Origin of the sequence: Frankia sp. AgB1.9, assembly GCF_016786355.1 — a bacterium.
Taxonomy (GTDB): Bacteria; Actinomycetota; Actinomycetes; order Frankiales; family Frankiaceae; genus Pseudofrankia.
The window spans coordinates 26,332-45,538 of record NZ_JADWYX010000003.1 but is presented as its reverse complement, the minus strand read 5'-3'; the positions used below and the strand labels follow the sequence as shown (position 1 = coordinate 45,538).

Sequence of the window (19,207 nt, the reverse complement as noted above, 5' to 3'; positions counted from 1 at the left end):
CTGCCTGCCGCATTGATTGACCAATGGGGGCAGCGCCATGGGAATGATCCGAGACGTCAAGGTCAAGAAGGTAGCGGACGAGGCTCGGCGGGCACTCGAAGAAGATCGCTGGGTCTTCATCGTGCGGCTCAATACGCCGCAGCGACTCGGCGACATGACCGGAACGGTCGGCGACTGGGCCGAGATCATCGAGGCCGTCGAGTATGAAGGCTGGGCGCTGGCCGAGTGGTCGGTGTCGGAGGGCCCGAAGGGCCCGGCCGCCTTCCCGCTGTTCCGTCGGCGCCGCCGATGACCTGCAGCGCAGGGCTGGTGTTCAGAAGCGGTGGATGCGCACAGCTCACCGACCCTGGGCGAAGCATATGTCCACGCAGGTCAGGCCGTCACGCCACCCTGACGCCTATCCCGGATGGCCAGCGCGTCGGCCACGGCGAACCGCATCGGCCGATGACCATCACCACTGAGCGCGCCTTCCGACACCCAGTTGCGAATAGTGGACGCGGGGATGCCATGCCAGCGCTCGATCTGCACCGCCGTCGCCGGGTCCGGCCCGAGGCCGCCGAGGAGGCGGCCGAGCTGGCGCCGGCCGTCCTCGCCGGACCAGCGGACGCCGCAGCCCGGGCACCGCACATCACTCTCGCGGGTCGCCACCGCCGCCCGCGGGTCCACGCGCAGCACCGAGCGGACCCACAAATCCTGGCCCGCCTCGACCGACGCGGCATAGTCGTAGCGCCGGCACTGACCGTCCTCCCACCAGGCGGTGACGACCGTGCCGGCCGCGTCCCACGCGCCCGGGTATGGCTCCTGGACGACCGGGCACAGGCCGAGGATCTGGGTCGGTCCGATCTCCCCGAGTGCGGCGAGCGCCCGGACATGGGCGCCGCGGAGACGGCCGAGCGCGATGGTCAACCATCGGGCCCGGCGCTGGTCCTGCGAGAGCGCGTCCAGCAGGGGAAGGACTAGGCCGCAGCGGCGTCCGAGTTCCTTCGGGCTGTTCCCGGCGGGCATGGGCGAGCACTCCGGGTGGGGCAGCTGGCGGGCCTCGCGTAGCCGCATCAGGAGGTCATCGACCGTGGTCCATAGGTCGGACTGGGCGCCGAGCCAGACCAAGGCGTGGTCGGGTGCTCCTGAGCCGGGCGCGCCCGACCGGGCGACATGCTCGCCGCGGGTCGGCGTGGCGGTGACAGTGGCACCGATGAGGTGGCCGGCGTCGGCATAGCCAAGTCGGGCCTGGCACCTCGTGCCCGTCCAGCTTTGGGTCTCGGGTTCGTACGTCGCTTCCCAGTCCCAGCGGTCGTCCGGGTGCGCCTGGCCGTGGGTGAGACACCACGACGGCGCGGCGCTCTTCGGGGTGGACTGGTCGGGGCCGTCGAGCTGGGCACCGAGCTCGGCGCCCAGCTCCGCATATAGGGCGGGTATCTCGCGGCACAGGTCACGGATCCAGTCGTCCGCGGTGTGCACATCGGCCATGCCGACATCATCCGTCCGAACTGCCCCGACCTGCGACGTTGCGCCCGTGTCGCGACTGCTCGCCGAGGTCAGGGCGCCGACGGCGCTGTCGGGCCCGGTAGTAGGCATGGCGGGCGGTAAGGCCGCGAACGGCGCGGCGGCAGCCGGGCCACTCGGCCTGCCACAGGGCCCACCATTTTGGCCCTCGGCAGAGGTCACGCCTGATGAGGCGGAGATTTGCTCGGGCGGCTCGCCGGCGGCCGATCCTGGGGTGGCCGTGTCGGATAGTGCACCAGAGCCGGTGGAGATCGTGGCCGAGGGCGACGCGATAGACGTCGATGTCGTCGGTCGCGTGATGGTTCATCGGCGGTCCTTTGCAAGCACCAGGGGCGGAGCATCGCAGCCTGGCTCCCACCGAGCGCCGGCGCGGCGCCAGAGGCATTGGCCGACCTTCTTCGCCTGTTTCGGGCCCCACCGCTCGCCGGTGACCAGCGTGGACTCGAAGACGTGGGCGCCGTCCGGCGCGAGGGCGACAAGCCTGCCGCACCGGCACTTCGCGCCCGTCAGCACGCGGGTAGCCAGCGCCAGGGCGGCGGCTTCCGCGGTGGCGTGTCCCTCGACGCTGATCCGCGCGCCTCGGTATTGCGCGTGCGCCCACCAGCCGGGATCGGCCGGGTCGTCGCGTAGGTAGCCCATGGTGAAGGAACGGGCGCCGGCGCGGCCGCAGAGGTCGGCGCAGGCAAGGACGTCCTCGTGGTCGCTTGGCAGCGCGTCGGTCATGGGCGCCGGCCGCCCGCTGGTGCCGGCGGCTCGGCCGTGACCGTGAAGCCGATCGTCCCGACTCGGTCCGCGCATGGCCCGCAGAGCGGTATCGGCCCCGTGTAGCTACCGTCCGCCTGCTTGGTCGCGGTGGGCATCGCGGCAGTGTGCGTCGAGGTGACCTCGGGGTGGTTCGTACACGTCGCGATCAAGACCGTCCACCGTTCTCGTCGACGATGTCGCCGGCTGTCTTCAGTAGCTCGAGCAGTTGGCCGGCGGTCAGGGTTGGGTGGATGGCTTCCCAGATCGTGACGGCGGCGACGAGGTCGGGCATCGCGGCCGCGAGCCAGCCGCGGCGTTCCAGGTCGGATTTCTTGATCAGCAGGAGGGCGTTGTATGTCCAGGAGCTCGGCGAGCCGCCGAGCGCGAGCGCCAGGTCGCCAAGGCCGTCGAGAAGGTGGTCGTCGGGGACCGCTGACGGGCCGCGACGCGGCGGTGTGGACGCTGCCGCGGCGTGCATCGTGGTCCGGAACGCTTCGCCGTCATCGTGTTCCTCCGCGGCGACCGGCCTGGCGGCTAGGACGCGGACGGCGCCGCGGAGTAGGCGCCAGGTGGTCTCGGCGATGATGACCTGGCTCTCGTCCGTCTCGATGACCATGCCGACGGTGGCGCGGCCGCCGGTCGGGCCGTGGCGGAGTAGGCCGATGCGCGTCAGCGTGCCGCGCGTCAGCGTGGCGGGCTGCAGGTCGGACCAGGGGTCAGCGCTGAGGTCGGGCCGGATGTTGATCGGGGTCATCGGCATGATCAGAACTCCGGGTCTTCGTCATAGACATGGGGGATCGACGGCTCGGCCGCCGGCGCCTGCGGCAGCTCCCAGCTATGCACGGGCTCGGGCCGCTGGTGGATCGCGACCGCCCGGGCGACGTCCTCGGCGACCGGAGTGATCGCGTAGAGCGCAGCCGGCGAGAGGAATTGGGTCACGGCTGGCTCGTCGGCGTCCACGCCGGCGGGCACGTCTAGGCGGATCATGCCCGCGCCGGCGATGGTGACTTCTCGGACGCGGCCGGCGCGGCGGACCCGGCCCATGAGCTCGACGATCGCCCACACGTCGAGGGGAGCGTTCGCGGTATCGGCCGCCGGCGGCGTGGTGCTGGTCGTCATGGACGGTCCTTCCATGGTCAGGTCAGCTGACATCGCCCGCGGACCCGGTGGATGCGGGCGGCGGAGCTGACGGCACGAGCTGGGTGAGCGACGACTGCATCTCGGCGCGGCGCCGAGCGGCGGCCTGGTCAGCCTCGACCGCGACGCGGGCGGAAGCTGCCAGCTCGCTGGCGTGATCCGGGGCCACGAGCACCGCCACGAGGGCCTCGCCGCCCGTGGCACGAATCGCGGCTCGCAGCGCCTCGGCATCGGTCACGGTTACCGCCGGGATAGCGAAGAGGTGCTGGCTCGTCGGCCAGAGCACCGTCCACGGCGGTAGTGCGGGTGCGGTGGTTTCGCCGGCGAGGAGGCCATGCCGGCGCAGCATCCGGTTGACCTCCGTGGCAGGGAGCATCGCATCGGCGCCAACGCCGATCGTCATGTTGGCGAGGTCGTCGGCGGCTTGTCGGAGGGACCACACGGCGACGCCCCATGGCTGGTCGGGCGTGGTGCGGGGGGCGTGCTCGGCCGAGGTGCCTGGCAGGTGAATCGTCACTGGTCAGACCTCCGCCGCGACGGTCGGTGCAGGTCGCACCAGGCCCAGGTGCGGCGCGAGATGATCGGCGACCCGCTCGTCGACGCGGGTCTCGAGACTGCGCAGTGCCAGCTCGTCCGCGACAGCGACGGCCATGTCGCGGTGGCTAGCGGCGTCGGCGCCCGCGACGTGGTCGGTCATGGTGACGGTGACGCTGTGCAGGCCGTCGCCGACCACAGCGAGCGCAGCGCGCTGCAGGCGTCGGAAGCAGGTCACTGCCGCGGCGTCGTCGAGGCGGACTTCCAGGTTCAGGATCTTGGTCATCGTGCTCCTTGGTCAGGCGGTGGCCAGCGCCCGGCGGACGCTGGTCGCTCGTGAAGTGGTCCGGGATACCCGCTTGTTCTTCTCGCGGAGCAGACCGGCATCACGGAGGAGCCGCTCGGCGCGGTAGGAACCGATACCGAGCGCTTTCGCGGCCCGCTGGATCGCTACGGTGCCGTCGGATCGGCGCTCCAGCCGGAGCAGCTGTACGCGCAGTTCAGCGTCGGTACGTACCGGTATGGGCTTGGGCTGTACCGGTGGGGCGGCAGCGGGTTCCGGCTCGGTAGGCGGCGCGGGTTCCGGCTTGGCTGGCGGCAGGGTTGGGACCGCCGGCGCGGTCAGGATGAGCCGGGCGACGGTGAGGTTCAGCCGGGTAACGGGCCGGCCGGACGCGTCCGTGAGCACCACCTCGGTGAGCCGGGTCGCGGGGTCCATGGAGGCGAACGCGGCGGCGAAATCGGCGGCGGTCCCTCCCAGCGCGAGCTCCAGCTGGTGACGCAGAATGGGCATCGGTTCGGGCCTTCCTTCGTCGGGTCTTGGGGTCCGGGCCGCGCGGCCGGCTGTGCTACCAGCCGGCCGCACCCGTTTCAGGGGATGAGCGGGTGGTCCTGGTCGAGGACGGCGCCGCCGAGCCGAATCGAGTCGTGCCAGGCTTGGGCGGCCGCGACTGCCGCGCGCATCTCGGCGGCCTCGGTGGCCGTCAGCGCCCGGTCGCCGATGTATCGCGTGCCGAGGTCGGCGCGGGTGGCCCTGTCGCAGGTGCAGGCCGCAGCGAGTTCCTCGAGCTCGGCGATTCGCAGGACCAGCGGCCCGACCGCCTCGGCCGCAGGCTCCCAGCGGCCGTTCAGGCCTGGCGGCGCCGCCCGGACGCGGACATGGCCCTGACCCGGGCCCGGCCGGTGCGCAGGGTCGTGCGCAGCCACGGCCGGCAGATCAGGCACGGCCGCGCCCGGCCGTCCGGTGTCTCGACGAGGCCTGGGCAGTCCGCCGGGTGGGCAGGCGAGGGCAGCGGGACGGCGCAGTCCGCGGCCTCGTCCCGGTCCGCCGAACATACGTAGTAGCCCACGCAACCGATAGTGACGATCACCTATGACAAGATCCACCCGGTTATCCATGGGGATCGTCCTCGTGCTCCGGTCCGAGGCTGGCGCGGGCGTCCAGCCACGCCTTCACAGCGGTGTGCAGCTGCTCCAGCGACTTCCACGTCGAGGCACCGAGCAGCGGAGACATGGCGAACGGCAGCAGTGCGCCCGCCAGGACGTTGTCCGTGCGCTCCACCGTGGCGAGCCGTCGCTCGACTTCGCCGAGCCGCTTCGACAGCGCGTCAATGGTTGTGATCTCGGTACCCATCGGTCTCCTCAGGCGGTCGCCGTCAGCGCGCGGCGGGCGGGCCGTCGTTCAGTCGTGACGGTCGTGCTCACGGTGTTCGTGGCATCGGGCACGGCGAGGAGCAGCCGCAGCGCGAGCTGACTCCACGGGACGTCGGGAGCGTCGCGGCGGCGGACCGGGCGGGGGGGGCGGGGCGGGGCCCCGCCCGCCAGCGGCGGCGCGCGGGGGGGGGGCGCGTGCGCGCCCGGCGGGGCGGGGGGGGCCGGCGCCGGCGCCGGCGCGGCGAACTCGGCGAGGCGCAGCTGCTCGCGCGCGCGGAGCTCCTCGGCGGCATGGCGCTGGCGCTCGCGGGCGGTCCGCTCGGCGGCATGGCGCTCCTGCGCCTGCTCGTCGCGGCGCGCCTGAGCCCTGCGCAGTTCGTCGAGGGCTTGGGCTCCCCCACGTGCGGTTACGTCCGGCCTGGGACGCGGCGGCGCATCCGCGGCCGTGAAGGCGGGAGGCTGCGGGGCCGTGGCCGTGCGCACGGCCCGCGGCCGCCGGGCGCGTGGCGGTACGCCCCCAGCCCCATCACCACCCCGAAGGGGTGATGGGGCTGGGTATGGGGGCTGGTGCATACCCAGGTCCGACTCGGGCACGATTTCGGAACGACCAGGACTCGATCCAGAAACGGTCTCGGAACGTCCTGGGTTAGCCTCAGGAACGGTCTCGGATCGTGGCGAGAACGGGCGCACCATGCCGCTCGACTGTCCCGGCCGGCCGGTGGCAGGCGACTCGGCCGGGCCGAGGCGCATCCCAGCGGCGTCGACGTCGCGGCCTGCCTTCTGCCCGGCGCACCGCCGGCAGGAGACGACCAGGTTGTCCGCAGTCACGTCCTCGGCCGGGTCGACCACGTCGTACGTTCCGCCGATCCCGGACCGACGATCCGACCAGACGACGCGCCGGCCGCAGTACCGGCATGTCGACCCGTCGCGGCCGCGGACCTCACGGCGCAGCCCGGGCAGTGCTCGGGCTGCGGCGCGCAGCTTGCGGTCGGCCAGGACCTCAGCGCGGCTCGGGTTGTAGTCGAGCCAGTCGTGAAACTGCCAACCCACCAGCACGCCGTTCCCGTCCGCGACGGGGTCCCACAGTTTGGCCTGGACGAGGGCCGCGGCCTCTTCCTCAGTGCCGTCCAGCATGGGCAGCGAGGTTGCTAGGACCAGGCCGTCGGTCAGGTTCGCGTCGCAATGCGAGTGCGCCGTCGTCCAGAGGGACCGTGCGTTCTTGCTCGCCGACCGCCACTTCGGGTGGTGCCAGAGGGTGTCGCAGATCTTCCCGAACGGCATTACTGCCTCCGGGTCGTCGAGTGGACGGCCACAGCCGACGCCGCGACCGGCTCGTGCTCCGCACACGCCCCAGCGGCGCCGCCAGCCCGGGCCCGGAGCAGCAGCGCGCGCACGGGCGCCAGGAGCTCGGGCGCGGCGAGCACCACGCACAGCAGCGCGGCGGGTATCAGCAAGGCGATCACGAGTGGGGCTCCTCGGAATCTGTCGGTAGGAAGTGGTAGGTGCCATCTGCGCCGAGCCACGCCAGCCGGCCGCGGATCAGGGCCTGGACGACGGCGGGATCGGCGCCCTGGCGCACGAGCAGCCCCGCGTCACGGCCAGCGACCGGATTGCTGTGGATCAGGCCGTGGCAGCCAGAGCGGTTGTCTCGGCCGCAGACCACGAGCAGGTTGGACGGGCCATGCGCGATCTCGGCGCGTGTCCCTCCCATCCCGCTCGGCCGGCGATGGTGGACGCTGTACCGGCCCGGGACCAGGAGACAGCCGCAGGACTCGCAGTGCCCTTCGGCACGGTCAAGAACGAGTCGCCGGGTCGCGGGCGTCGGTTCATCGCGCAGCCCGGTCGCCAGGCCGGCCGGCGCCTCGTCCGGCTTCACGAGCCAAGGCGGTCGCGCTCCTGTCACCGCCCCCGGTCCAAGGGCCAGGAGTCGCGCCTGATCCCGCGGCCCGGCGTGCGGGTGATGACCTGGGTCTTCTCGGCCTGTTCCAACCGGGCCCGGCGCTCGGCGCGGGCCGTGCGCGACCGGGACAGGGAGTCCGCGAGCCGCGCGATCTGGACCAGGCCCTGCAGTGCGATCCAGCTGACCCACGCGATCAGCGCGATGATCGACACGCCGCCGAGGATGTAGAGCAGGACCCCACCAGCGGTCACGGCGCTCATCGCGCTCACGACGACGCCTCGTCGACGAACGGGAGCCGGCGTACCCCGGTGCGTCGGTCCTTGGCATCCCGCGAGGCCTCCGCGACTCGCGCCGCGGAGGCCTCGTCGAGGATCGGCTCGATGTCGAAGATGCCGATCGTCGGCACCGCGCCATCGTCCGACTCGAAGTCGGTCGTCTTCTTCGTCGTGCGCAGGCGGACGACCGCGATCACCTCGTCGTGCGGGCGGCGGAGGAAGTCAGCCACGATGGCCAGCAGGCCGTTCTCCTGCGACTTCTTCGGCAGCCTGGCCGCCAAGCGGATCGGCAAGGGCATCGCGGTTCCTCTCGTCTGGTGATGGGGTTAGGGGCGGCGCTCCCGATGTCGCCGGCGGAACGCATCGACGCCGATGCAGGTCGCCCAGTGCGGCACCCGTCGCGGCCCGCCGGGGTCGACATCGGGCCCGGGGTTCACGACGCCGACATCGGTGACACCGCTCTTGATCACGGCGACCGTGCCGTCCGCGGCCGGCTCCTTGTCGAGCGGCATCCACTCCGGCGGATTCGACGTGGTCAGCACCCAATCGATCTCGACCGTGCAACCCCGGCAGGTCCCCGTGTGCGCGGACCGCTCCCGCCGCCACTTCGCTTCCCGCAGGTGCCGAAGCGACGTCTTCGCCTGGGCGTCCATCTCGACGAGCTCGGCGAGCGGAAGTACCTCGGCGCTCATCCACGCCTCCTCGGCAGTTCGGCCAGCTCCTCGGCGTTCCTGGCGGACTCAGCCACGGCCGGCCTCCTTCCGGCCAGCGCGCAGCAGATCGACGCCGAGGCCGAGCATCGCCATCCAGGTACGGACCTCGTCGACGTCGGTCGTCAGCGACGCCGCGAACAGCGCCGTGCGCCACGCCTCCGAAGGCGTGATAGGACGCAGCACCAGATCCGGTTGGAGCGTCTTGCCCGGAGAGTCCGCCATCAGGCATCACCTCGCGGTGCGGACAGCGCGACCAGCCGGTACAGCTACACCCCGGCCGTGGACACCTTGTGGGCCAGGTCCCCGCGGGCCGCGAGGAAGTCGAGGGCCGCCAGGAGCGCGTCCGCGGGCACCGCACGGCCGAAGATCAGCAGGACCCGGCGCGCGGCCGCGGTCGACGTCCAGCCCGGCGCGCCGAAGCCGTTCGCGGTGACCTGAGCGTCATGCGCGGCCGCGAGTACCCGCACCTGAGTCTCGGTCAGCGGACCGGCGAGCCCGGTCATCGGACGGCCGCCAGACGGGCCGGACGACAACCGGCCGCCGCCATACGCGGCGCCGGCACCGCCTCGTAGGTCCACAGGATCAGCTCGATCCCGGGCACCGGGACATGAAGCTCGAGGCGGCGCCCCCACCGGCCGGCCGACAGCTCCCGGCCCTCGCAGGGGCGCAGCTCGGCCGAGGGCAACCCGGCGCCGAGGCGACGCAGCGCGCCGGCCGCCTCATCCGGGCCCGAGCCGCGAAGGTGGATCCTGATCTGCCCGCCCGGCCGCGCCGAGATCTCCCCGATCGGCAGATGGGGATGCGCGGCCACCCAGTCGGCGGCGGTGTGCAGCGCATCGACCTGTGCCGCCAGCGCCGCCGGCACGCCGGCCGCGGTCGCGAGCGGGGTCACCACGGCTCGTACCCATCGCCCAGGTCGGCCGCCTTCGCGGACGACGCCGCGAGCAGCCCCCAGTCGGCGAAGGCCTCGAAAAGACCGGAGCGGCTCACACCGAGGATCACAGCCAAGACCCGGACATCGTCGGCACGCAGCGAGAGCACGTCCCCCGCCCAGTCGCCTCGCTCCTGACGGATCGTCTGCAGGTACCGATTGATCGCGGCGGCCTCTCGCGGGAGAGCCGCGAGCGCCGGCAGCGCGACAACCAACCTCGGACGCCTGTCGGCCGCCGCCGACCTCTGCGAGCCGCCCTCGGGCAGCAGCTCTGCCACCGGGATGCCGTAGAACTCGGCGAGCTGGGCCAGGCGGTCGACCGTAACCGCCCGGTCTCCCCGCTCATACGCGCCGACGACAACGGCCTTCCACCGGCCGCCGGACTTCTCCTCGACCCCCTTCAGCGACAACCCCTGCTGGTTGCGGATCGCCCGCAGCCGCTCCCCGAGCGCCAGCTGGTACGCGCCCGGAGAGACGACGGGCATCACCGCGTCACCGCCGAGCCGGCCGGGACGGGCGTGAACTCGGCCTCGGAACAGCCGCACGGCACCCGCAGCGTGTAGGCCTCGGTGTCGGTGAAGCCCTGGCACGCCCACCAACGGCGACCGCCGCAGGACGGACACGACGTGGGGTCAGCCTGTTCGTCGTCGTACTCGTCGTACTCGTCGTCCTGCTCGGCGTGCCGGGTCGTCTCGCAGCCGACGTGGTCCGCCGAGCCGCAACCGGTGCACACCGGGCAAAGCACGTCGACGAGCAGCTCCGGCGTCGACTCCGACCACACGTACTGGTCGCCCGTGATCCCCTTGCCACCACAGCCGGAGCACGCCGGCCCGGCCAACACTGGGTCAGGCAGGAGCAGGGTCATCCGCTCGACGGTCACACCCACGACGGCACCTCCGTAGCGCCGCGGGCACCGGCGCGCAACGCGCGGATCAGGCGCGCCGCCTGCTGGCGGTCCCTGGCGGTCAGCGCCCGGTCGAGGCGCGCAACGGTCTCGACCAGCGACCTCGGCTCAGGCCCACCGGCGTCCGCGGCCTCCGCGACTTCCTCGGCGGTCGGCTCCAGGGCGGACAGGTAGATGCGGCTGTACCGGCCGTCGTTACCCGTCGGAGCGATCGCCGTCACGCCGACACCTCCTGCGTCGCCTCGGCGGCCGGCTGGACGGGATAGTTCAAGGCCGTCGGCGGGACCAGGATCAGCAGCTGTCGGCGGATCATCGAGGTCCACCCGACCAGCTCGAGCTGCGTCGACGGGATCGGCCGGTCGACCAGGTCGAGGAGCTCCGACCAAGCGGCTGCCCGCTCCTCGGTGTTTGTGAGGTCGGCCAGGTCAGGCAGGTAGCTGTCCGCGTCCCGGCGTATCGCCGACAGCGAGCCGTGACCCGCGCACCGGGAAGCCAGCAGAAGCAACGCGCTTCGCCGCGCCTCGGCAGAGATCGGTAGGGTTGCCATCACGTCGTCCTTCGCTCTTGGAGAGGGGCCGGAGGCGCGTCATCAGGGGTGGCCCGTCCAGACCCGCCTCCGGGTCGGTCTGGACGGGACATCAGCCCGCCTCCCGGGCAGCCGCCGGCGCCTCGCCGAGGTCGCCCGCCGCCGGGTAGAGCAGCCCGATCAAGTCGTGCGTAGGAATGCGGAGCTTCCGACCGAGCCGGAGCACCCGAGTGGGCCAGGAATCGCGACGGATCTGGTCGTAGGCCAACCAACCCGAGACCCCAAGCACGCTCGCCGCGGTCGGCACATCCGTCGTCGGACCAAGCGCCTCGATCTGGGCACGGGTCCACACCACCGACAGCCGGGGCGGCGTCACGGCGAAACCAGCGGCGTCGCGTGTTCGGCGTCCGATTCGCTTGTGACCTCGATCGGGCCCAGCTGCTCCTCGATGGCCCGCAGGAACTTGACTGAGATCGTCTTGACGCGCCCACTCTCGATCTTGCTGAGCCAGCCCTGGTCAACTCCAGCAGCGTGGGCGAGCTCGGTCTGAGTTAGGCGACGGTCGATCCGCTTTTCGCGGATCTTCGCCCCGTTCACCCGGATCGTCAGCGTTGCCATGTGAGCGAGCATGAGCGCTCATGCACGCTCATGTCAACGCAACTAATCCCAACTAGCTCACAGATCTTGGATCGGCGGCGCGACTACTCCTCTATACGAGACCATGTCGTGCACAGTTATGAGACGGCATGAGCGATCACGACCGGCGGTGCAATGGAGCTCGACGACGACCACGCGGCCCGGCTGGCCTCGGAGGTGCGTAAGGCGCGGATCGCGCTACGCCGGAGCCAGCACGAGGCAGCGGCAAAGGGCGACATCAGTGTGGCGACGCTGGGCCGAATCGAGCAGGCGAGGAGCCGCACCATCACCGACGACACCATCGTCGGCCTGGAGCTAGCAGTGGACTGGCAAGCGGGCTCGGTCGCGCTCGTCATCGCCGGCGGAAGCCCGCTGCCGGCGGACCATCCGCGCGCCGTGATCCGCGACCTCACCGATGAGCAGGGCCGGCCGTATCGCCGGATCGAGGCCATCGTCGACGACTCTCAACTGGGCGAGGGGGCCGCGGATCGCGAGCGGTGGATCGAGGTCTGGGACCTGCTGGCGGCTCGCGACCTGGGCACGGCGCGGACCGTGCTGCGCATGGCCGAGGCCGCGCTCTCTGACGCGACTGGGGATCGATAGTCCCGCGTCCGCCCAGGGGTCGTTCCTCCTCCCGGGCGAACCCGGACTCGTGATGCGCCGACCGTCGTCGGTGGCGGCCGGCGCCGACGCCGGGCTGCGCGGGCGCCTCGGCGACCGGACAGCACCGCCCTGGCTGGCGTGACGCGCGACTCACGGGATGAATCGTCTCTCTGAGTGATCGTCCGGATGGTTTCGGCGTGACTGCTGGATACTCTGGCGAACGGGTTGGGCACAGTGCGCACTATTTGGGGCGCGTCAAGACGTGGATGCACCAGTGGCATCTGGCGACCTCTGGCCAGCACCTTTAACTGATCTAGCCGTTTTTCTCAATTGGCGCACATCTACAGCGTTGTCTCTGTCGAACGCCACTGCTGCGCGGCTAGCTTCCGTCTCCGTCCGACAAACGTGTCGGGTGGTAACAAACGGTGATGGGGGCGGAGATGCGCGTCGAGGCGCGACTGAAAGCGGGGGCGGCGGTCAGGCAGGACGGCAGCGGGGATCCGGTGCTGCTCGTACGCGCCGACCTGCCACAGGCGGATGTCCGGGCGATCCGGATCGCGCTTGCGCACGTGCAGGTCCGACCGACCATGCAGCCTCGCCGCCCGGACTGATCCGGCCGGGTATCGACTCCCTGGAGACATATCGTCACGCTCCGGCTATGGTTCGCTTCGTCACGACACTGATCGCACCAGATCCGGCGCGATGGGAGCAAGGATGTGAGTTCGATCAGTCACATGTGACAACTGTGACCGCCGTTTTGTCACACCCGGGGGGATCGCGGATGGACGACGACCTTCTCGCCCAACTGGGCGCTGAGCTGTGCCGACGACGGGAAGCGGCTGGTCTGACCCAAAGCGACCTCGCCGCCTGCCTGACCGGCTGGGAACGCGAGTCAGTCAGAACGATCATTTCGAAGTGTGAACGTGGTCGAGTGGCGCCGTCGCCAGCGATACTCCATGCCATCGACGGCGTGCTCGGCGCTGACGGCACGCCACTCTCATCCCTTGGTGCGGCCCAAAGACGAAGTTCGCGACGGCGCACGACAGCATCAGCGCCCATAGCTATAGCTGGCGCCCCGACGACGGCTGAGGAGGACCCCACGGACAGACGCACGGCGATCGGCGCCGCTGGGCTTGCCGCGATTGCGGCGCTCGCGGGCGACCGGCTCCGCCAGATCGCGACCGACGATGCTCACTGCGACGTGCTCTCGCTGATCGAGACCGAGGAAGCAATAGAGCGCTACGCAACGACCTATACCCTCGTGCCACACGCGACGCTGTTCGAGGAGATCGCCGAGCGCTGGCACAAGGTGGATGTCGCCCTCGGCGGACGTACGAGCCTCGGTACGCGGCGGCGACTGACGGCTGCGGGGGGACGCCTGACCTACTACCTGTCCCGGCTGTCATTCAATCTGGGCGATCTGAGCGCTGCCGGCCGGCTCGCAGAGCTCGCTGACCGGTACGCGACACAGGTTGAAGACCGCGTCATCCTCGCCTCGATCGCCGGAATGCGCTCGGGGATCGCCTACTACCGGAAGGACTACGGCGGAGCGGCGAGTGCCTTCGAGAGTCCTGATCCTCCGTATAGCCGGGCGCGGAACGCGGCCTACCGCGCCCGCGCTTACGCGGCCCAGGGCGATGCGTCTAGGGCCCTTGCCGAACTCGATGTCATGCGCCACAGCCCGATCGGGCAGCACGGCCAGCCCGGCGACCTCCCGCTGAGTGAGGCTGCGGCGAGCATGTTCGAAGGCGTCGTCCTCTGTGGCGTCGGCGCCGGTGAGGCCGCCGAGCAGGCAGCCCGGGAATCAATCGCCGGTCATCAGGCCGCCGGGCCTGCAGCGCACCTGGAGGAGTGGGGGCATGCCTTGCTTGTCCTCGCGGCCGCGCTTGTCCGGCGCGACCGTCCCGAGGTCGACGAGGCCGCGGCAGTGGCAGCGCAGGCGATGGTCCTTATGGAAAGCCGGCCCACGCATACCGTGCTCGACCGGGCCCGTAGGTTCCGCGACGAGTTGACGTCATTCAGGACCGTTCCGGCGGTGCGCGACTTCCACGAGCTTGTTGCCAGCGCACCGCGACCTGCCCTCGTTCGAGGCGTCTGATGACTCACTACACCCTCGGTGAGCCATCCGCCATCGGCGTCCCGACGGTGCTGACCGCCCGGCTTGTCCTGCGTGCCTGGTGCGCGGCCGACGTCGACCCGTATGCCGCGATGAACGGCGACGCCGACACCATGCGTTACCTCGACGGGACGTTCGGCCGCGATTCCACGGAGCGGCTCGTTACCCACCTGATCGGCATGTGGCCGCTCCGCGGGCACGGGATGTGGGCGCTACAGGATCGGACGACCGGAGAGTTCCTCGGCCGCGCAGGGCTCTATTTCGGTCCCGGCTGGCCGGGTGTCGAGGTCGCCGTCTCGGTGCGTCGTGACCGGTGGCGCCAAGGCCTCGGTACCGAGGCCGCGACCGCAGCGGTCGCCTGGGGCTTTGACCACCTTGATGTCGATCGGATCATCACTTTCACCAACCGTCACAATGCTGGGATGCAGGGTATTGCCCGTGCACTCGGCATGACCTTCATTGGCGAGGCCGACAAGATCGGACCGTGGGCGGACAACTTCGTCTATGAGGTCACCCGCGACGCCTGGGCCAGCCGGGACAGCGGCGACCAGGTATCGCACCAGGCCGGCAGCGAACGGTCGTAAGCGCGCGACGGCCGAGGCCTCCGCCACGTCGTTGGGGCGGAGGCCTCGGAGATTGTCACGGCGGCGAGCTATCGGCCAGGTGCTGCTGCGGGGATTACCGCCCGCCAGTTGCCCATCGCGAGGGCCACCGCGCCGGTTGGTTTCACCAAGGCGTGGGCGCCGAGCCATGGGGCCATGCCCATACGTACCCAGTCGTCGCGGGTCTGGTCGAGCAGGTCCCACAGTCGCCGTGGGCCGCCCTGGTGCACGAGTGGTTGGTCGGTGCCGTGGCCGGCGGCCCTGGCCCACGACCCGTCTGGGTGGGCCAGTAGTGCCGTGTGGATTCCGTCGGGGCCGGGTGGCAGGTAGCGGTGGGCGACGTCGACGCCGGCGGTGAGGGCGAGCATCGTGGATAGCTCCCAGGCATCCGCGATGTCGAGGACCGGGTAGCGGCCGGCGCTGACCTCCTCGCCTTGCCGGGTCGCGAGGTCGTCGAAGTCGGCCCACTCGGGCGGGTAGTCGAGACCGGACCGGGTGGGCATGAACCCGGCCCAATCCGGGGCCACGCGGCCCCGGAATTCGCCGTCGGGCATCCGCCAGGCGGTGAGGATCATCCACGTTCCGGTGATGGTCGTGACGAGTCGTCCGCCGGGCCGCAGCACCGCCAGCCAGGACGGTGGGATCGACTTCACGGACACGGTCGAGATGATCCGGTCGTAGGTGCCTGGCAGTGGCCCGGTCGCATCCACGACCTGGGCGTCCGGGGCCAGCCCGCCGGCGGCGAGCGTGCCGGCCGCGGCCTCGACGAGGTACGGGTCGACGTCCATGGTGGTGACGTGGCTGGCGCCGTACCGGCCTGCGAGCAGCGCCGCGCCGTAGCCCGAGCCGGTGCCGATGTCGGCGATGTCGTGGCCCTCGGCGAGCTGCGCGTGTCGGTACATCGTCAGCAGCAGCCCCGGCAGCGTCGACGACGAGGTCGACCGTCCGACGGGTGCCCCGCCGGACGGGTAGCCATGGTTCGCGTGATGCGTGCCGACGCGGGTCACCAGCGTCTGGTTGGCGTACACCTCGGCGAGCGGGCCGCGGCGCAGCTGCCACCCGCCGTCGGTCCGGGCCCACCAGGCCGGCACGAAGGCATGCCGGGGCGTCGACGCGACGACGCGATGCCACCGAGATCCAGGGTGCGTCACCCTGTCGGCGAGGTCGCGGGCGAGGGCCGGCCACACGCCAGCCTCGTTGGCGACGGACGTCATGCACCAACCTCTGGGAAGTCGGGCCCGCACGCTTCGCTGTCGGGACCGCAGGCGGAATCGTCCGGGCTGCAGCCGGTCGAGGTCCGCGGCCGCACCGCGAGCGCCCGCGTTCGGTCGAGGCGTGCGACCCCGGCGGCGAACGCTGGCCCGAGGAGCACGGCGGCCAGGCCCTCGGCGCGGATGTCGCCGATGGCCGCCGCGCGGGTGAACACGCAGGGGGCGACGGCGCCGTTCGGGAGGACGGCCGCATGGCCGTGGCCACAGCGGCCGCAACCGCCGGCCTGACCATCCGCATCGGCGGCGGCGCGGCCGAACGGCCGGACCCGGTCGACGCGGACGTTGGTGATCCCGAGACTTGCGAGATCGTCAACCGCGGCAGCGGCCTGGCCGTCGCCGGCGACCGCGACGACTCCTACCCGCAGGGGCACACCGGCGGCGGCGAGGTCGGCCAGGAAGCCGCGGGTGCGGGCGTGGCTGCCGGCGCGGCCGGTCGCGGTGTCGTGGCCGGCCGCGTCGGGCGCGTAGTAGGAGGTCGCGACCCGCACTCCGGGCTGGGTCAGCACGGCGCGGACAGTGGGAGGCAGCGCATACAGATTGGTATAGACCTCGACGCCGAGGCCGTAGCCGAGCGCGATGTCGACGAGCGCCGAAAAGTCCGGGTGCAGGGTCGGCTCGCCGCCGATCAGGCAGACCTCCTCGACGCCGTACGCTGCGGCATCGGCAAGGACCGTGACCCAGTCCTCGAGGGTCATCACACCGTGATCACCGAGCGGGGAGGAATCCGCGTAGCAGTGGTCGCAGGTCAGCTGGCAACGGCCGGTGAGCTCCAGCCATAGCAGCCGTGTCTGCTCGGGGTCCGTCTGTGCACGGACGGGGTCGGGAAGGGTCACGGTCATCGCGTGCCTCCGTCAAAGGGGTCAGATCGTGTCGTCGAACTCGCCGGCCTTGATCGCTCGCACGAAAACCCGCCACTCCGGCGTGGTCAGGATCAGCTCGAGCTGGATGCCCGGGCCGCGCAGCAGGACGCCGGACTCGACCTTGAGGAGCTCGACGGTGTCCTCGCCGGGCGGAGTGCCAGTCGGTCGGCGCCACAGCAGGCGGTGGGTGTGTTCGGAGAGGAGCGCGGCCAGTTCGTTGCGCTGCATGCCGCTCTCCCCTGATCGCTCGGCCGTGGACACGCCCGCCCGACGTCCAGAACCCCCCGGACGCCGGGCGCGCGCAAGTAGACGATCGCCCGGGCCGGCGGGCTATGGCGAGGGTGTGACCCGGGTGTGACCGGTGATCAGTCACATGTGAGTCGAAGCTGTGAGGCCGTATGGGAAGCGGCGTCCTATGATCGATGCCATGCCGAATCTGAGCGTGTCGGTGCGGGAGGCCACGCTGGCCGATGCCCGCGCGCGGGCCGAGGCCGCCGGAGTCACCCTTTCCGCCTGGGTTGACCAGACGCTGACCGACGCGATCTGGACCGCGCGGTGGCGCGAGCAGCAGACCGTGAACCGTGAGCTGGGCGTCGACGACGAGTGGCTGGCGCGGGAGTACGCGTCACGGGAAGGCCTCGACCTTGCCGGGTGAGCCGCGCAGGGGCGATGTATGGGCGCGGGCCGCTGGACGGGGCAACGTGCTGGTGGTCTCCGATGACAGCTACAACCGGGCGGCGACCGGCCGTGTGATCGCCTGTCCGATCGTTCCTGGCCGGCCCGCCTTCCCGGACTATGCGACGGTCGCCATCCTCACCGACCCGGTCGAGGGAACCGTCCTGCCTGAGCTCGTGGCCTGGGAACCGGTGTCGGGTCTCTCGCATCCGCTCGGCCCGGTCCCGCCGCTGGCCTGGGCTCGCGTCGACCAGGCCCTGCGACGGCTCCTGGGTCACTGACCCGGCGCTGGTCTCACGCCGGTCTGGTCATCGGCCGGTTCCTGACCCGCGAGCGCCGCGAGATCGGCGACCGCCGCGGCTCGGGCCTGCTCGGCGCTGGCCCGGGCGGCATCGGCGCGGGCGGCGCGCTCGATCGCGTCACGGGCCTCGGCCCGGGCGGCGTCGAGCTGGCCGACGGCCTGGTCGGCGCGCTGCCGCTGGGCGTCGGCGGTCTCGCGGGCGGCGGCGAGCAGCTGTTCGGTTGCCTCGGCACGTTGAGCGGCGAGCGCGGCGGCTTGCTTCTCGTCGCGGGCGATCTGCAGCGCCTCGGCGGTGGTGGTCTCGGCGGCGTCCCGGGCCTCGCGCTCGCGGGCCTCGGCGGCCTGGGCGTCGGCGGCGAGGCGGGCGGCCCGGTCGGCGTCGGTGCGTGCGTGGCCAGCCTCGGTCTCGGCGACCTCGGCTCGGCGTAGGGCCTGCTCGGCCCGCTGGTCAGCGGCGGCCGCGCGGGCCTCGGCAGCGGTGGCGTCGGCCTCGGCGACGTCGGCGCGCCGGTCTGCGTCGGCAGCGCGTTGCTCGGCAGCCTGCGCGGCCGAGGCGGCGTCCTGCGCGCGAGCGGCGTGGGCGGCCGCCTCCGAGGCCGCGGCCGCGGTCTCCCGCCGCGCCGCCGCGGCATCGGCCTGCGCCCGCTCGACCTCGGCCACCATCGCCTCGGCGGCCTCATCGGCGGTGAGCCGAGCGGACTGCTCGGCCGCCAGGGCGACCTCGGCCTCGGCGACGGTACGCAGCGCGTCGGCGCGCACGGCGGCGAGCTCTGCTTCGACCGCGGCCGGGTCGACCGCGGCATCGAGGAGCTCCCGAGCGCCGGCGGCGGACGCCTCGAAGTCGGCGAGCAGCTGGCCGAGGCGGGCGACGGTCTCGCGCAGGGACGCGCCGGCGAGGCTCGCGGGCCGTTCGGCCGCCTGGTCGCCGCTGGCGGGCCGGGCCGGCGCCGCAGCGGCCCGGCGGCCGGCGCCACGTCGGGCGCGGAACGCGGTCTGCGCGGTGTGGTCCGGCCGCGCGCAGTATCGCGGCGCCGGCCCGCCGGTCGCCGGCGGAGGCGCAGTCGGCTCCTCGCAGCCCGGGTAGGCACAGGTGCTCTCGGCCGGACCCGAATCGGTCCGTTCGTCCGTTCGTTCGTTCATGGCGCGAATATACGCATAGACGAACGCTCGTGTCGAATGCGAGGGATCCCACCCGCTCGCCCATTCGTCCGTTCGTCCGTTCATATCTGGCATGCACGTATGAACGAACGTATGCCCCGGGTGAGGATGCGGGAGCCCGCTCCGACGCCCGTCGGTCGGACGGGGCGCAGCGGCGGCGCTACG

35 protein-coding genes are annotated in these 19,207 nt (G+C 71.8%); 7 read left to right on the top strand and 28 right to left on the bottom strand.

Going from position 1 to position 19,207, the window contains the following annotated elements; translation table 11 throughout:
- The first annotated feature begins 37 nt into the window (after positions 1–37).
- Positions 38–292: a hypothetical protein gene (locus I6A60_RS01860; protein WP_203025214.1), complete on the top strand. Its 255-nt coding sequence runs from the start codon at positions 38–40 to the stop codon at positions 290–292.
- 80 nt (positions 293–372) lie between these two features.
- Here the strand turns inward: I6A60_RS01860 and I6A60_RS01855 are convergent, their stop codons facing one another.
- The 24 genes from I6A60_RS01855 to I6A60_RS01740 all read right to left on the bottom strand — a co-directional run bounded on the left by I6A60_RS01855 (position 373) and on the right by I6A60_RS01740 (position 11,438).
- A complete protein-coding gene (locus I6A60_RS01855; RefSeq protein ID WP_203025213.1) occupies positions 373–1,467 on the bottom strand; it encodes a hypothetical protein in 1,095 nt (364 codons plus the stop codon).
- Between the two features lie 339 nt (positions 1,468–1,806).
- Positions 1,807–2,226, bottom strand: a complete 420-nt coding sequence (locus tag I6A60_RS01850; protein ID WP_203025212.1) for a hypothetical protein — start codon at positions 2,224–2,226, stop codon at positions 1,807–1,809.
- Positions 2,227–2,413: 187 nt separating this feature from the next.
- Positions 2,414–3,001, bottom strand: a complete 588-nt coding sequence (locus I6A60_RS01845) for a hypothetical protein (protein ID WP_203025211.1) — start codon at positions 2,999–3,001, stop codon at positions 2,414–2,416.
- Between the two features lie 8 nt (positions 3,002–3,009).
- Positions 3,010–3,366 (bottom strand): acetyltransferase, encoded by a 357-nt coding sequence (locus I6A60_RS01840; RefSeq protein ID WP_203025210.1) that lies wholly within the window; start codon positions 3,364–3,366, stop codon positions 3,010–3,012.
- A 22-nt stretch (positions 3,367–3,388) separates the two neighbouring features.
- On the bottom strand, positions 3,389–3,901 hold the full coding sequence (locus I6A60_RS01835; RefSeq protein ID WP_203025209.1) for a hypothetical protein: 513 nt from the start codon (positions 3,899–3,901) through the stop codon (positions 3,389–3,391).
- Positions 3,902–3,904: 3 nt separating this feature from the next.
- The gene (locus tag I6A60_RS01830; protein ID WP_203025208.1) at positions 3,905–4,204 is read right to left on the bottom strand and encodes a hypothetical protein; all 300 of its coding nucleotides are present in this window, start codon (positions 4,202–4,204) and stop codon (positions 3,905–3,907) included.
- A gap of 12 nt (positions 4,205–4,216) precedes the next feature.
- Complete coding sequence (locus I6A60_RS01825; RefSeq protein ID WP_203025207.1) at positions 4,217–4,711, bottom strand: hypothetical protein; 495 nt, start codon at positions 4,709–4,711, stop codon at positions 4,217–4,219.
- 77 nt (positions 4,712–4,788) lie between these two features.
- A complete protein-coding gene (locus tag I6A60_RS01820) occupies positions 4,789–5,142 on the bottom strand; it encodes a hypothetical protein (protein ID WP_203025206.1) in 354 nt (117 codons plus the stop codon).
- A gap of 166 nt (positions 5,143–5,308) precedes the next feature.
- Positions 5,309–5,551: a hypothetical protein gene (locus I6A60_RS01815; protein WP_203025205.1), complete on the bottom strand. Its 243-nt coding sequence runs from the start codon at positions 5,549–5,551 to the stop codon at positions 5,309–5,311.
- Positions 5,552–5,559: 8 nt separating this feature from the next.
- Positions 5,560–6,852, bottom strand: a complete 1,293-nt coding sequence (locus I6A60_RS01810; RefSeq protein WP_203055540.1) for a hypothetical protein — start codon at positions 6,850–6,852, stop codon at positions 5,560–5,562.
- The gene (locus I6A60_RS01805; protein ID WP_203021886.1) at positions 6,852–7,034 is read right to left on the bottom strand and encodes a hypothetical protein; all 183 of its coding nucleotides are present in this window, start codon (positions 7,032–7,034) and stop codon (positions 6,852–6,854) included. Before I6A60_RS01805 ends, I6A60_RS01810 begins: the two co-directional genes overlap by 1 nt.
- Positions 7,031–7,447, bottom strand: coding sequence for an HNH endonuclease signature motif containing protein (locus I6A60_RS01800; RefSeq protein ID WP_203021885.1), 417 nt, complete (start codon positions 7,445–7,447; stop codon positions 7,031–7,033). The genes I6A60_RS01805 and I6A60_RS01800 overlap by 4 nt, the downstream gene beginning before the upstream one ends.
- A 23-nt stretch (positions 7,448–7,470) precedes the next feature.
- Positions 7,471–7,740 (bottom strand): hypothetical protein, encoded by a 270-nt coding sequence (locus I6A60_RS01795; RefSeq protein ID WP_203021884.1) that lies wholly within the window; start codon positions 7,738–7,740, stop codon positions 7,471–7,473.
- Positions 7,737–8,045 carry a hypothetical protein gene (locus tag I6A60_RS01790; RefSeq protein WP_203021883.1) on the bottom strand — a complete coding sequence of 103 codons (309 nt, stop codon included), beginning with the start codon at positions 8,043–8,045 and terminating at the stop codon, positions 7,737–7,739. Before I6A60_RS01790 ends, I6A60_RS01795 begins: the two co-directional genes overlap by 4 nt.
- Positions 8,046–8,072: 27 nt before the next feature.
- Positions 8,073–8,438 carry a hypothetical protein gene (locus tag I6A60_RS01785; protein ID WP_203021882.1) on the bottom strand — a complete coding sequence of 122 codons (366 nt, stop codon included), beginning with the start codon at positions 8,436–8,438 and terminating at the stop codon, positions 8,073–8,075.
- 48 nt (positions 8,439–8,486) lie between these two features.
- The gene (locus I6A60_RS01780) at positions 8,487–8,681 is read right to left on the bottom strand and encodes a hypothetical protein (protein ID WP_203021881.1); all 195 of its coding nucleotides are present in this window, start codon (positions 8,679–8,681) and stop codon (positions 8,487–8,489) included.
- 44 nt (positions 8,682–8,725) lie between these two features.
- A complete protein-coding gene (locus tag I6A60_RS01775; protein WP_203042518.1) occupies positions 8,726–8,962 on the bottom strand; it encodes a hypothetical protein in 237 nt (78 codons plus the stop codon).
- Positions 8,959–9,351, bottom strand: a complete 393-nt coding sequence (locus I6A60_RS01770) for a hypothetical protein (RefSeq protein WP_203021879.1) — start codon at positions 9,349–9,351, stop codon at positions 8,959–8,961. The genes I6A60_RS01775 and I6A60_RS01770 overlap by 4 nt, the downstream gene beginning before the upstream one ends.
- Positions 9,348–9,875 (bottom strand): transcriptional regulator, encoded by a 528-nt coding sequence (locus I6A60_RS01765; protein ID WP_203021878.1) that lies wholly within the window; start codon positions 9,873–9,875, stop codon positions 9,348–9,350. The genes I6A60_RS01770 and I6A60_RS01765 overlap by 4 nt, the downstream gene beginning before the upstream one ends.
- Positions 9,875–10,276, bottom strand: coding sequence for a hypothetical protein (locus tag I6A60_RS01760; RefSeq protein WP_203021877.1), 402 nt, complete (start codon positions 10,274–10,276; stop codon positions 9,875–9,877). Before I6A60_RS01760 ends, I6A60_RS01765 begins: the two co-directional genes overlap by 1 nt.
- Positions 10,267–10,515, bottom strand: a complete 249-nt coding sequence (locus I6A60_RS01755) for a hypothetical protein (protein ID WP_203021876.1) — start codon at positions 10,513–10,515, stop codon at positions 10,267–10,269. The genes I6A60_RS01760 and I6A60_RS01755 overlap by 10 nt, the downstream gene beginning before the upstream one ends.
- Positions 10,512–10,841 carry a hypothetical protein gene (locus I6A60_RS01750; RefSeq protein ID WP_203021875.1) on the bottom strand — a complete coding sequence of 110 codons (330 nt, stop codon included), beginning with the start codon at positions 10,839–10,841 and terminating at the stop codon, positions 10,512–10,514. Before I6A60_RS01750 ends, I6A60_RS01755 begins: the two co-directional genes overlap by 4 nt.
- Before the next feature lie 91 nt (positions 10,842–10,932).
- On the bottom strand, positions 10,933–11,196 hold the full coding sequence (locus I6A60_RS01745; RefSeq protein WP_307838656.1) for a hypothetical protein: 264 nt from the start codon (positions 11,194–11,196) through the stop codon (positions 10,933–10,935).
- Positions 11,193–11,438, bottom strand: coding sequence for a helix-turn-helix domain-containing protein (locus I6A60_RS01740; protein ID WP_203021874.1), 246 nt, complete (start codon positions 11,436–11,438; stop codon positions 11,193–11,195). Before I6A60_RS01740 ends, I6A60_RS01745 begins: the two co-directional genes overlap by 4 nt.
- Positions 11,439–11,591: 153 nt before the next feature.
- Between I6A60_RS01740 and I6A60_RS01735 the strand changes: the two genes are divergently transcribed.
- The 4 genes from I6A60_RS01735 to I6A60_RS01720 all read left to right on the top strand — a co-directional run bounded on the left by I6A60_RS01735 (position 11,592) and on the right by I6A60_RS01720 (position 14,759).
- Positions 11,592–12,059, top strand: a complete 468-nt coding sequence (locus I6A60_RS01735) for a helix-turn-helix transcriptional regulator (protein ID WP_203021873.1) — start codon at positions 11,592–11,594, stop codon at positions 12,057–12,059.
- Between the two features lie 428 nt (positions 12,060–12,487).
- Positions 12,488–12,670 (top strand): hypothetical protein, encoded by a 183-nt coding sequence (locus I6A60_RS01730; RefSeq protein WP_203021872.1) that lies wholly within the window; start codon positions 12,488–12,490, stop codon positions 12,668–12,670.
- Positions 12,671–12,840: 170 nt separating this feature from the next.
- Complete coding sequence (locus tag I6A60_RS01725) at positions 12,841–14,157, top strand: helix-turn-helix domain-containing protein (RefSeq protein ID WP_203021871.1); 1,317 nt, start codon at positions 12,841–12,843, stop codon at positions 14,155–14,157.
- The gene (locus I6A60_RS01720; protein WP_203021870.1) at positions 14,157–14,759 is read left to right on the top strand and encodes a GNAT family N-acetyltransferase; all 603 of its coding nucleotides are present in this window, start codon (positions 14,157–14,159) and stop codon (positions 14,757–14,759) included. Before I6A60_RS01725 ends, I6A60_RS01720 begins: the two co-directional genes overlap by 1 nt.
- A 68-nt stretch (positions 14,760–14,827) precedes the next feature.
- On the opposite strand, the gene I6A60_RS01715 is transcribed toward I6A60_RS01720, so the two are convergent.
- Genes I6A60_RS01715 through I6A60_RS01705 form a run of 3 tightly spaced genes read right to left on the bottom strand, consistent with a single transcriptional unit; the run spans position 14,828 to position 17,136 of the window.
- Entirely contained in the window at positions 14,828–15,991 is a 1,164-nt protein-coding gene (locus tag I6A60_RS01715; RefSeq protein WP_203021869.1) for a methyltransferase domain-containing protein, read from the bottom strand.
- Positions 15,988–16,887: a radical SAM protein gene (locus I6A60_RS01710; RefSeq protein ID WP_203021868.1), complete on the bottom strand. Its 900-nt coding sequence runs from the start codon at positions 16,885–16,887 to the stop codon at positions 15,988–15,990. Before I6A60_RS01710 ends, I6A60_RS01715 begins: the two co-directional genes overlap by 4 nt.
- A 21-nt stretch (positions 16,888–16,908) precedes the next feature.
- Complete coding sequence (locus I6A60_RS01705) at positions 16,909–17,136, bottom strand: DUF397 domain-containing protein (protein ID WP_203021867.1); 228 nt, start codon at positions 17,134–17,136, stop codon at positions 16,909–16,911.
- A gap of 199 nt (positions 17,137–17,335) precedes the next feature.
- On the opposite strand from I6A60_RS01705, the gene I6A60_RS01700 reads away from it, so the two are divergent.
- Both I6A60_RS01700 and I6A60_RS01695 read left to right on the top strand, forming a co-directional pair.
- Complete coding sequence (locus tag I6A60_RS01700; protein ID WP_203021866.1) at positions 17,336–17,563, top strand: hypothetical protein; 228 nt, start codon at positions 17,336–17,338, stop codon at positions 17,561–17,563.
- Between the two features lie 46 nt (positions 17,564–17,609).
- Entirely contained in the window at positions 17,610–17,864 is a 255-nt protein-coding gene (locus tag I6A60_RS01695) for a hypothetical protein (protein ID WP_203021865.1), read from the top strand.
- Here the strand turns inward: I6A60_RS01695 and I6A60_RS01690 are convergent.
- Positions 17,858–19,024 (bottom strand): hypothetical protein, encoded by a 1,167-nt coding sequence (locus I6A60_RS01690; RefSeq protein WP_203055539.1) that lies wholly within the window; start codon positions 19,022–19,024, stop codon positions 17,858–17,860. The two genes, I6A60_RS01695 and I6A60_RS01690, sit on opposite strands and share 7 nt — an antisense overlap.
- Between the last annotated feature and the right edge of the window lie 183 nt (positions 19,025–19,207).

What these genes read in the sequence shown, in the direction of transcription:
- I6A60_RS01860 (WP_203025214.1), top strand. Translation starts at nt 38, where the DNA reads ATGGGAATGATCCGAGACGTCAAGGTCAAGAAGGTAGCGGACGAGGCT.
- I6A60_RS01855 (WP_203025213.1), bottom strand. Translation starts at nt 1,467, where the DNA reads ATGGCCGATGTGCACACCGCGGACGACTGGATCCGTGACCTGTGCCGC.
- I6A60_RS01850 (WP_203025212.1), bottom strand. Translation starts at nt 2,226, where the DNA reads ATGACCGACGCGCTGCCAAGCGACCACGAGGACGTCCTTGCCTGCGCC.
- I6A60_RS01845 (WP_203025211.1), bottom strand. Translation starts at nt 3,001, where the DNA reads ATGACCCCGATCAACATCCGGCCCGACCTCAGCGCTGACCCCTGGTCC.
- I6A60_RS01840 (WP_203025210.1), bottom strand. Translation starts at nt 3,366, where the DNA reads ATGACGACCAGCACCACGCCGCCGGCGGCCGATACCGCGAACGCTCCC.
- I6A60_RS01830 (WP_203025208.1), bottom strand. Translation starts at nt 4,204, where the DNA reads ATGACCAAGATCCTGAACCTGGAAGTCCGCCTCGACGACGCCGCGGCA.
- I6A60_RS01825 (WP_203025207.1), bottom strand. Translation starts at nt 4,711, where the DNA reads ATGCCCATTCTGCGTCACCAGCTGGAGCTCGCGCTGGGAGGGACCGCC.
- I6A60_RS01815 (WP_203025205.1), bottom strand. Translation starts at nt 5,551, where the DNA reads ATGGGTACCGAGATCACAACCATTGACGCGCTGTCGAAGCGGCTCGGC.
- I6A60_RS01810 (WP_203055540.1), bottom strand. Translation starts at nt 6,852, where the DNA reads ATGCCGTTCGGGAAGATCTGCGACACCCTCTGGCACCACCCGAAGTGG.
- I6A60_RS01790 (WP_203021883.1), bottom strand. Translation starts at nt 8,045, where the DNA reads ATGCCCTTGCCGATCCGCTTGGCGGCCAGGCTGCCGAAGAAGTCGCAG.
- I6A60_RS01785 (WP_203021882.1), bottom strand. Translation starts at nt 8,438, where the DNA reads ATGAGCGCCGAGGTACTTCCGCTCGCCGAGCTCGTCGAGATGGACGCC.
- I6A60_RS01780 (WP_203021881.1), bottom strand. Translation starts at nt 8,681, where the DNA reads ATGGCGGACTCTCCGGGCAAGACGCTCCAACCGGATCTGGTGCTGCGT.
- I6A60_RS01775 (WP_203042518.1), bottom strand. Translation starts at nt 8,962, where the DNA reads ATGACCGGGCTCGCCGGTCCGCTGACCGAGACTCAGGTGCGGGTACTC.
- I6A60_RS01765 (WP_203021878.1), bottom strand. Translation starts at nt 9,875, where the DNA reads ATGCCCGTCGTCTCTCCGGGCGCGTACCAGCTGGCGCTCGGGGAGCGG.
- I6A60_RS01750 (WP_203021875.1), bottom strand. Translation starts at nt 10,841, where the DNA reads ATGGCAACCCTACCGATCTCTGCCGAGGCGCGGCGAAGCGCGTTGCTT.
- I6A60_RS01740 (WP_203021874.1), bottom strand. Translation starts at nt 11,438, where the DNA reads ATGGCAACGCTGACGATCCGGGTGAACGGGGCGAAGATCCGCGAAAAG.
- I6A60_RS01735 (WP_203021873.1), top strand. Translation starts at nt 11,592, where the DNA reads ATGGAGCTCGACGACGACCACGCGGCCCGGCTGGCCTCGGAGGTGCGT.
- I6A60_RS01730 (WP_203021872.1), top strand. Translation starts at nt 12,488, where the DNA reads ATGGGGGCGGAGATGCGCGTCGAGGCGCGACTGAAAGCGGGGGCGGCG.
- I6A60_RS01725 (WP_203021871.1), top strand. Translation starts at nt 12,841, where the DNA reads ATGGACGACGACCTTCTCGCCCAACTGGGCGCTGAGCTGTGCCGACGA.
- I6A60_RS01720 (WP_203021870.1), top strand. Translation starts at nt 14,157, where the DNA reads ATGACTCACTACACCCTCGGTGAGCCATCCGCCATCGGCGTCCCGACG.
- I6A60_RS01715 (WP_203021869.1), bottom strand. Translation starts at nt 15,991, where the DNA reads ATGACGTCCGTCGCCAACGAGGCTGGCGTGTGGCCGGCCCTCGCCCGC.
- I6A60_RS01710 (WP_203021868.1), bottom strand. Translation starts at nt 16,887, where the DNA reads ATGACCGTGACCCTTCCCGACCCCGTCCGTGCACAGACGGACCCCGAG.
- I6A60_RS01705 (WP_203021867.1), bottom strand. Translation starts at nt 17,136, where the DNA reads ATGCAGCGCAACGAACTGGCCGCGCTCCTCTCCGAACACACCCACCGC.
- I6A60_RS01700 (WP_203021866.1), top strand. Translation starts at nt 17,336, where the DNA reads ATGCCGAATCTGAGCGTGTCGGTGCGGGAGGCCACGCTGGCCGATGCC.
- I6A60_RS01690 (WP_203055539.1), bottom strand. Translation starts at nt 19,024, where the DNA reads ATGAACGAACGAACGGACGAACGGACCGATTCGGGTCCGGCCGAGAGC.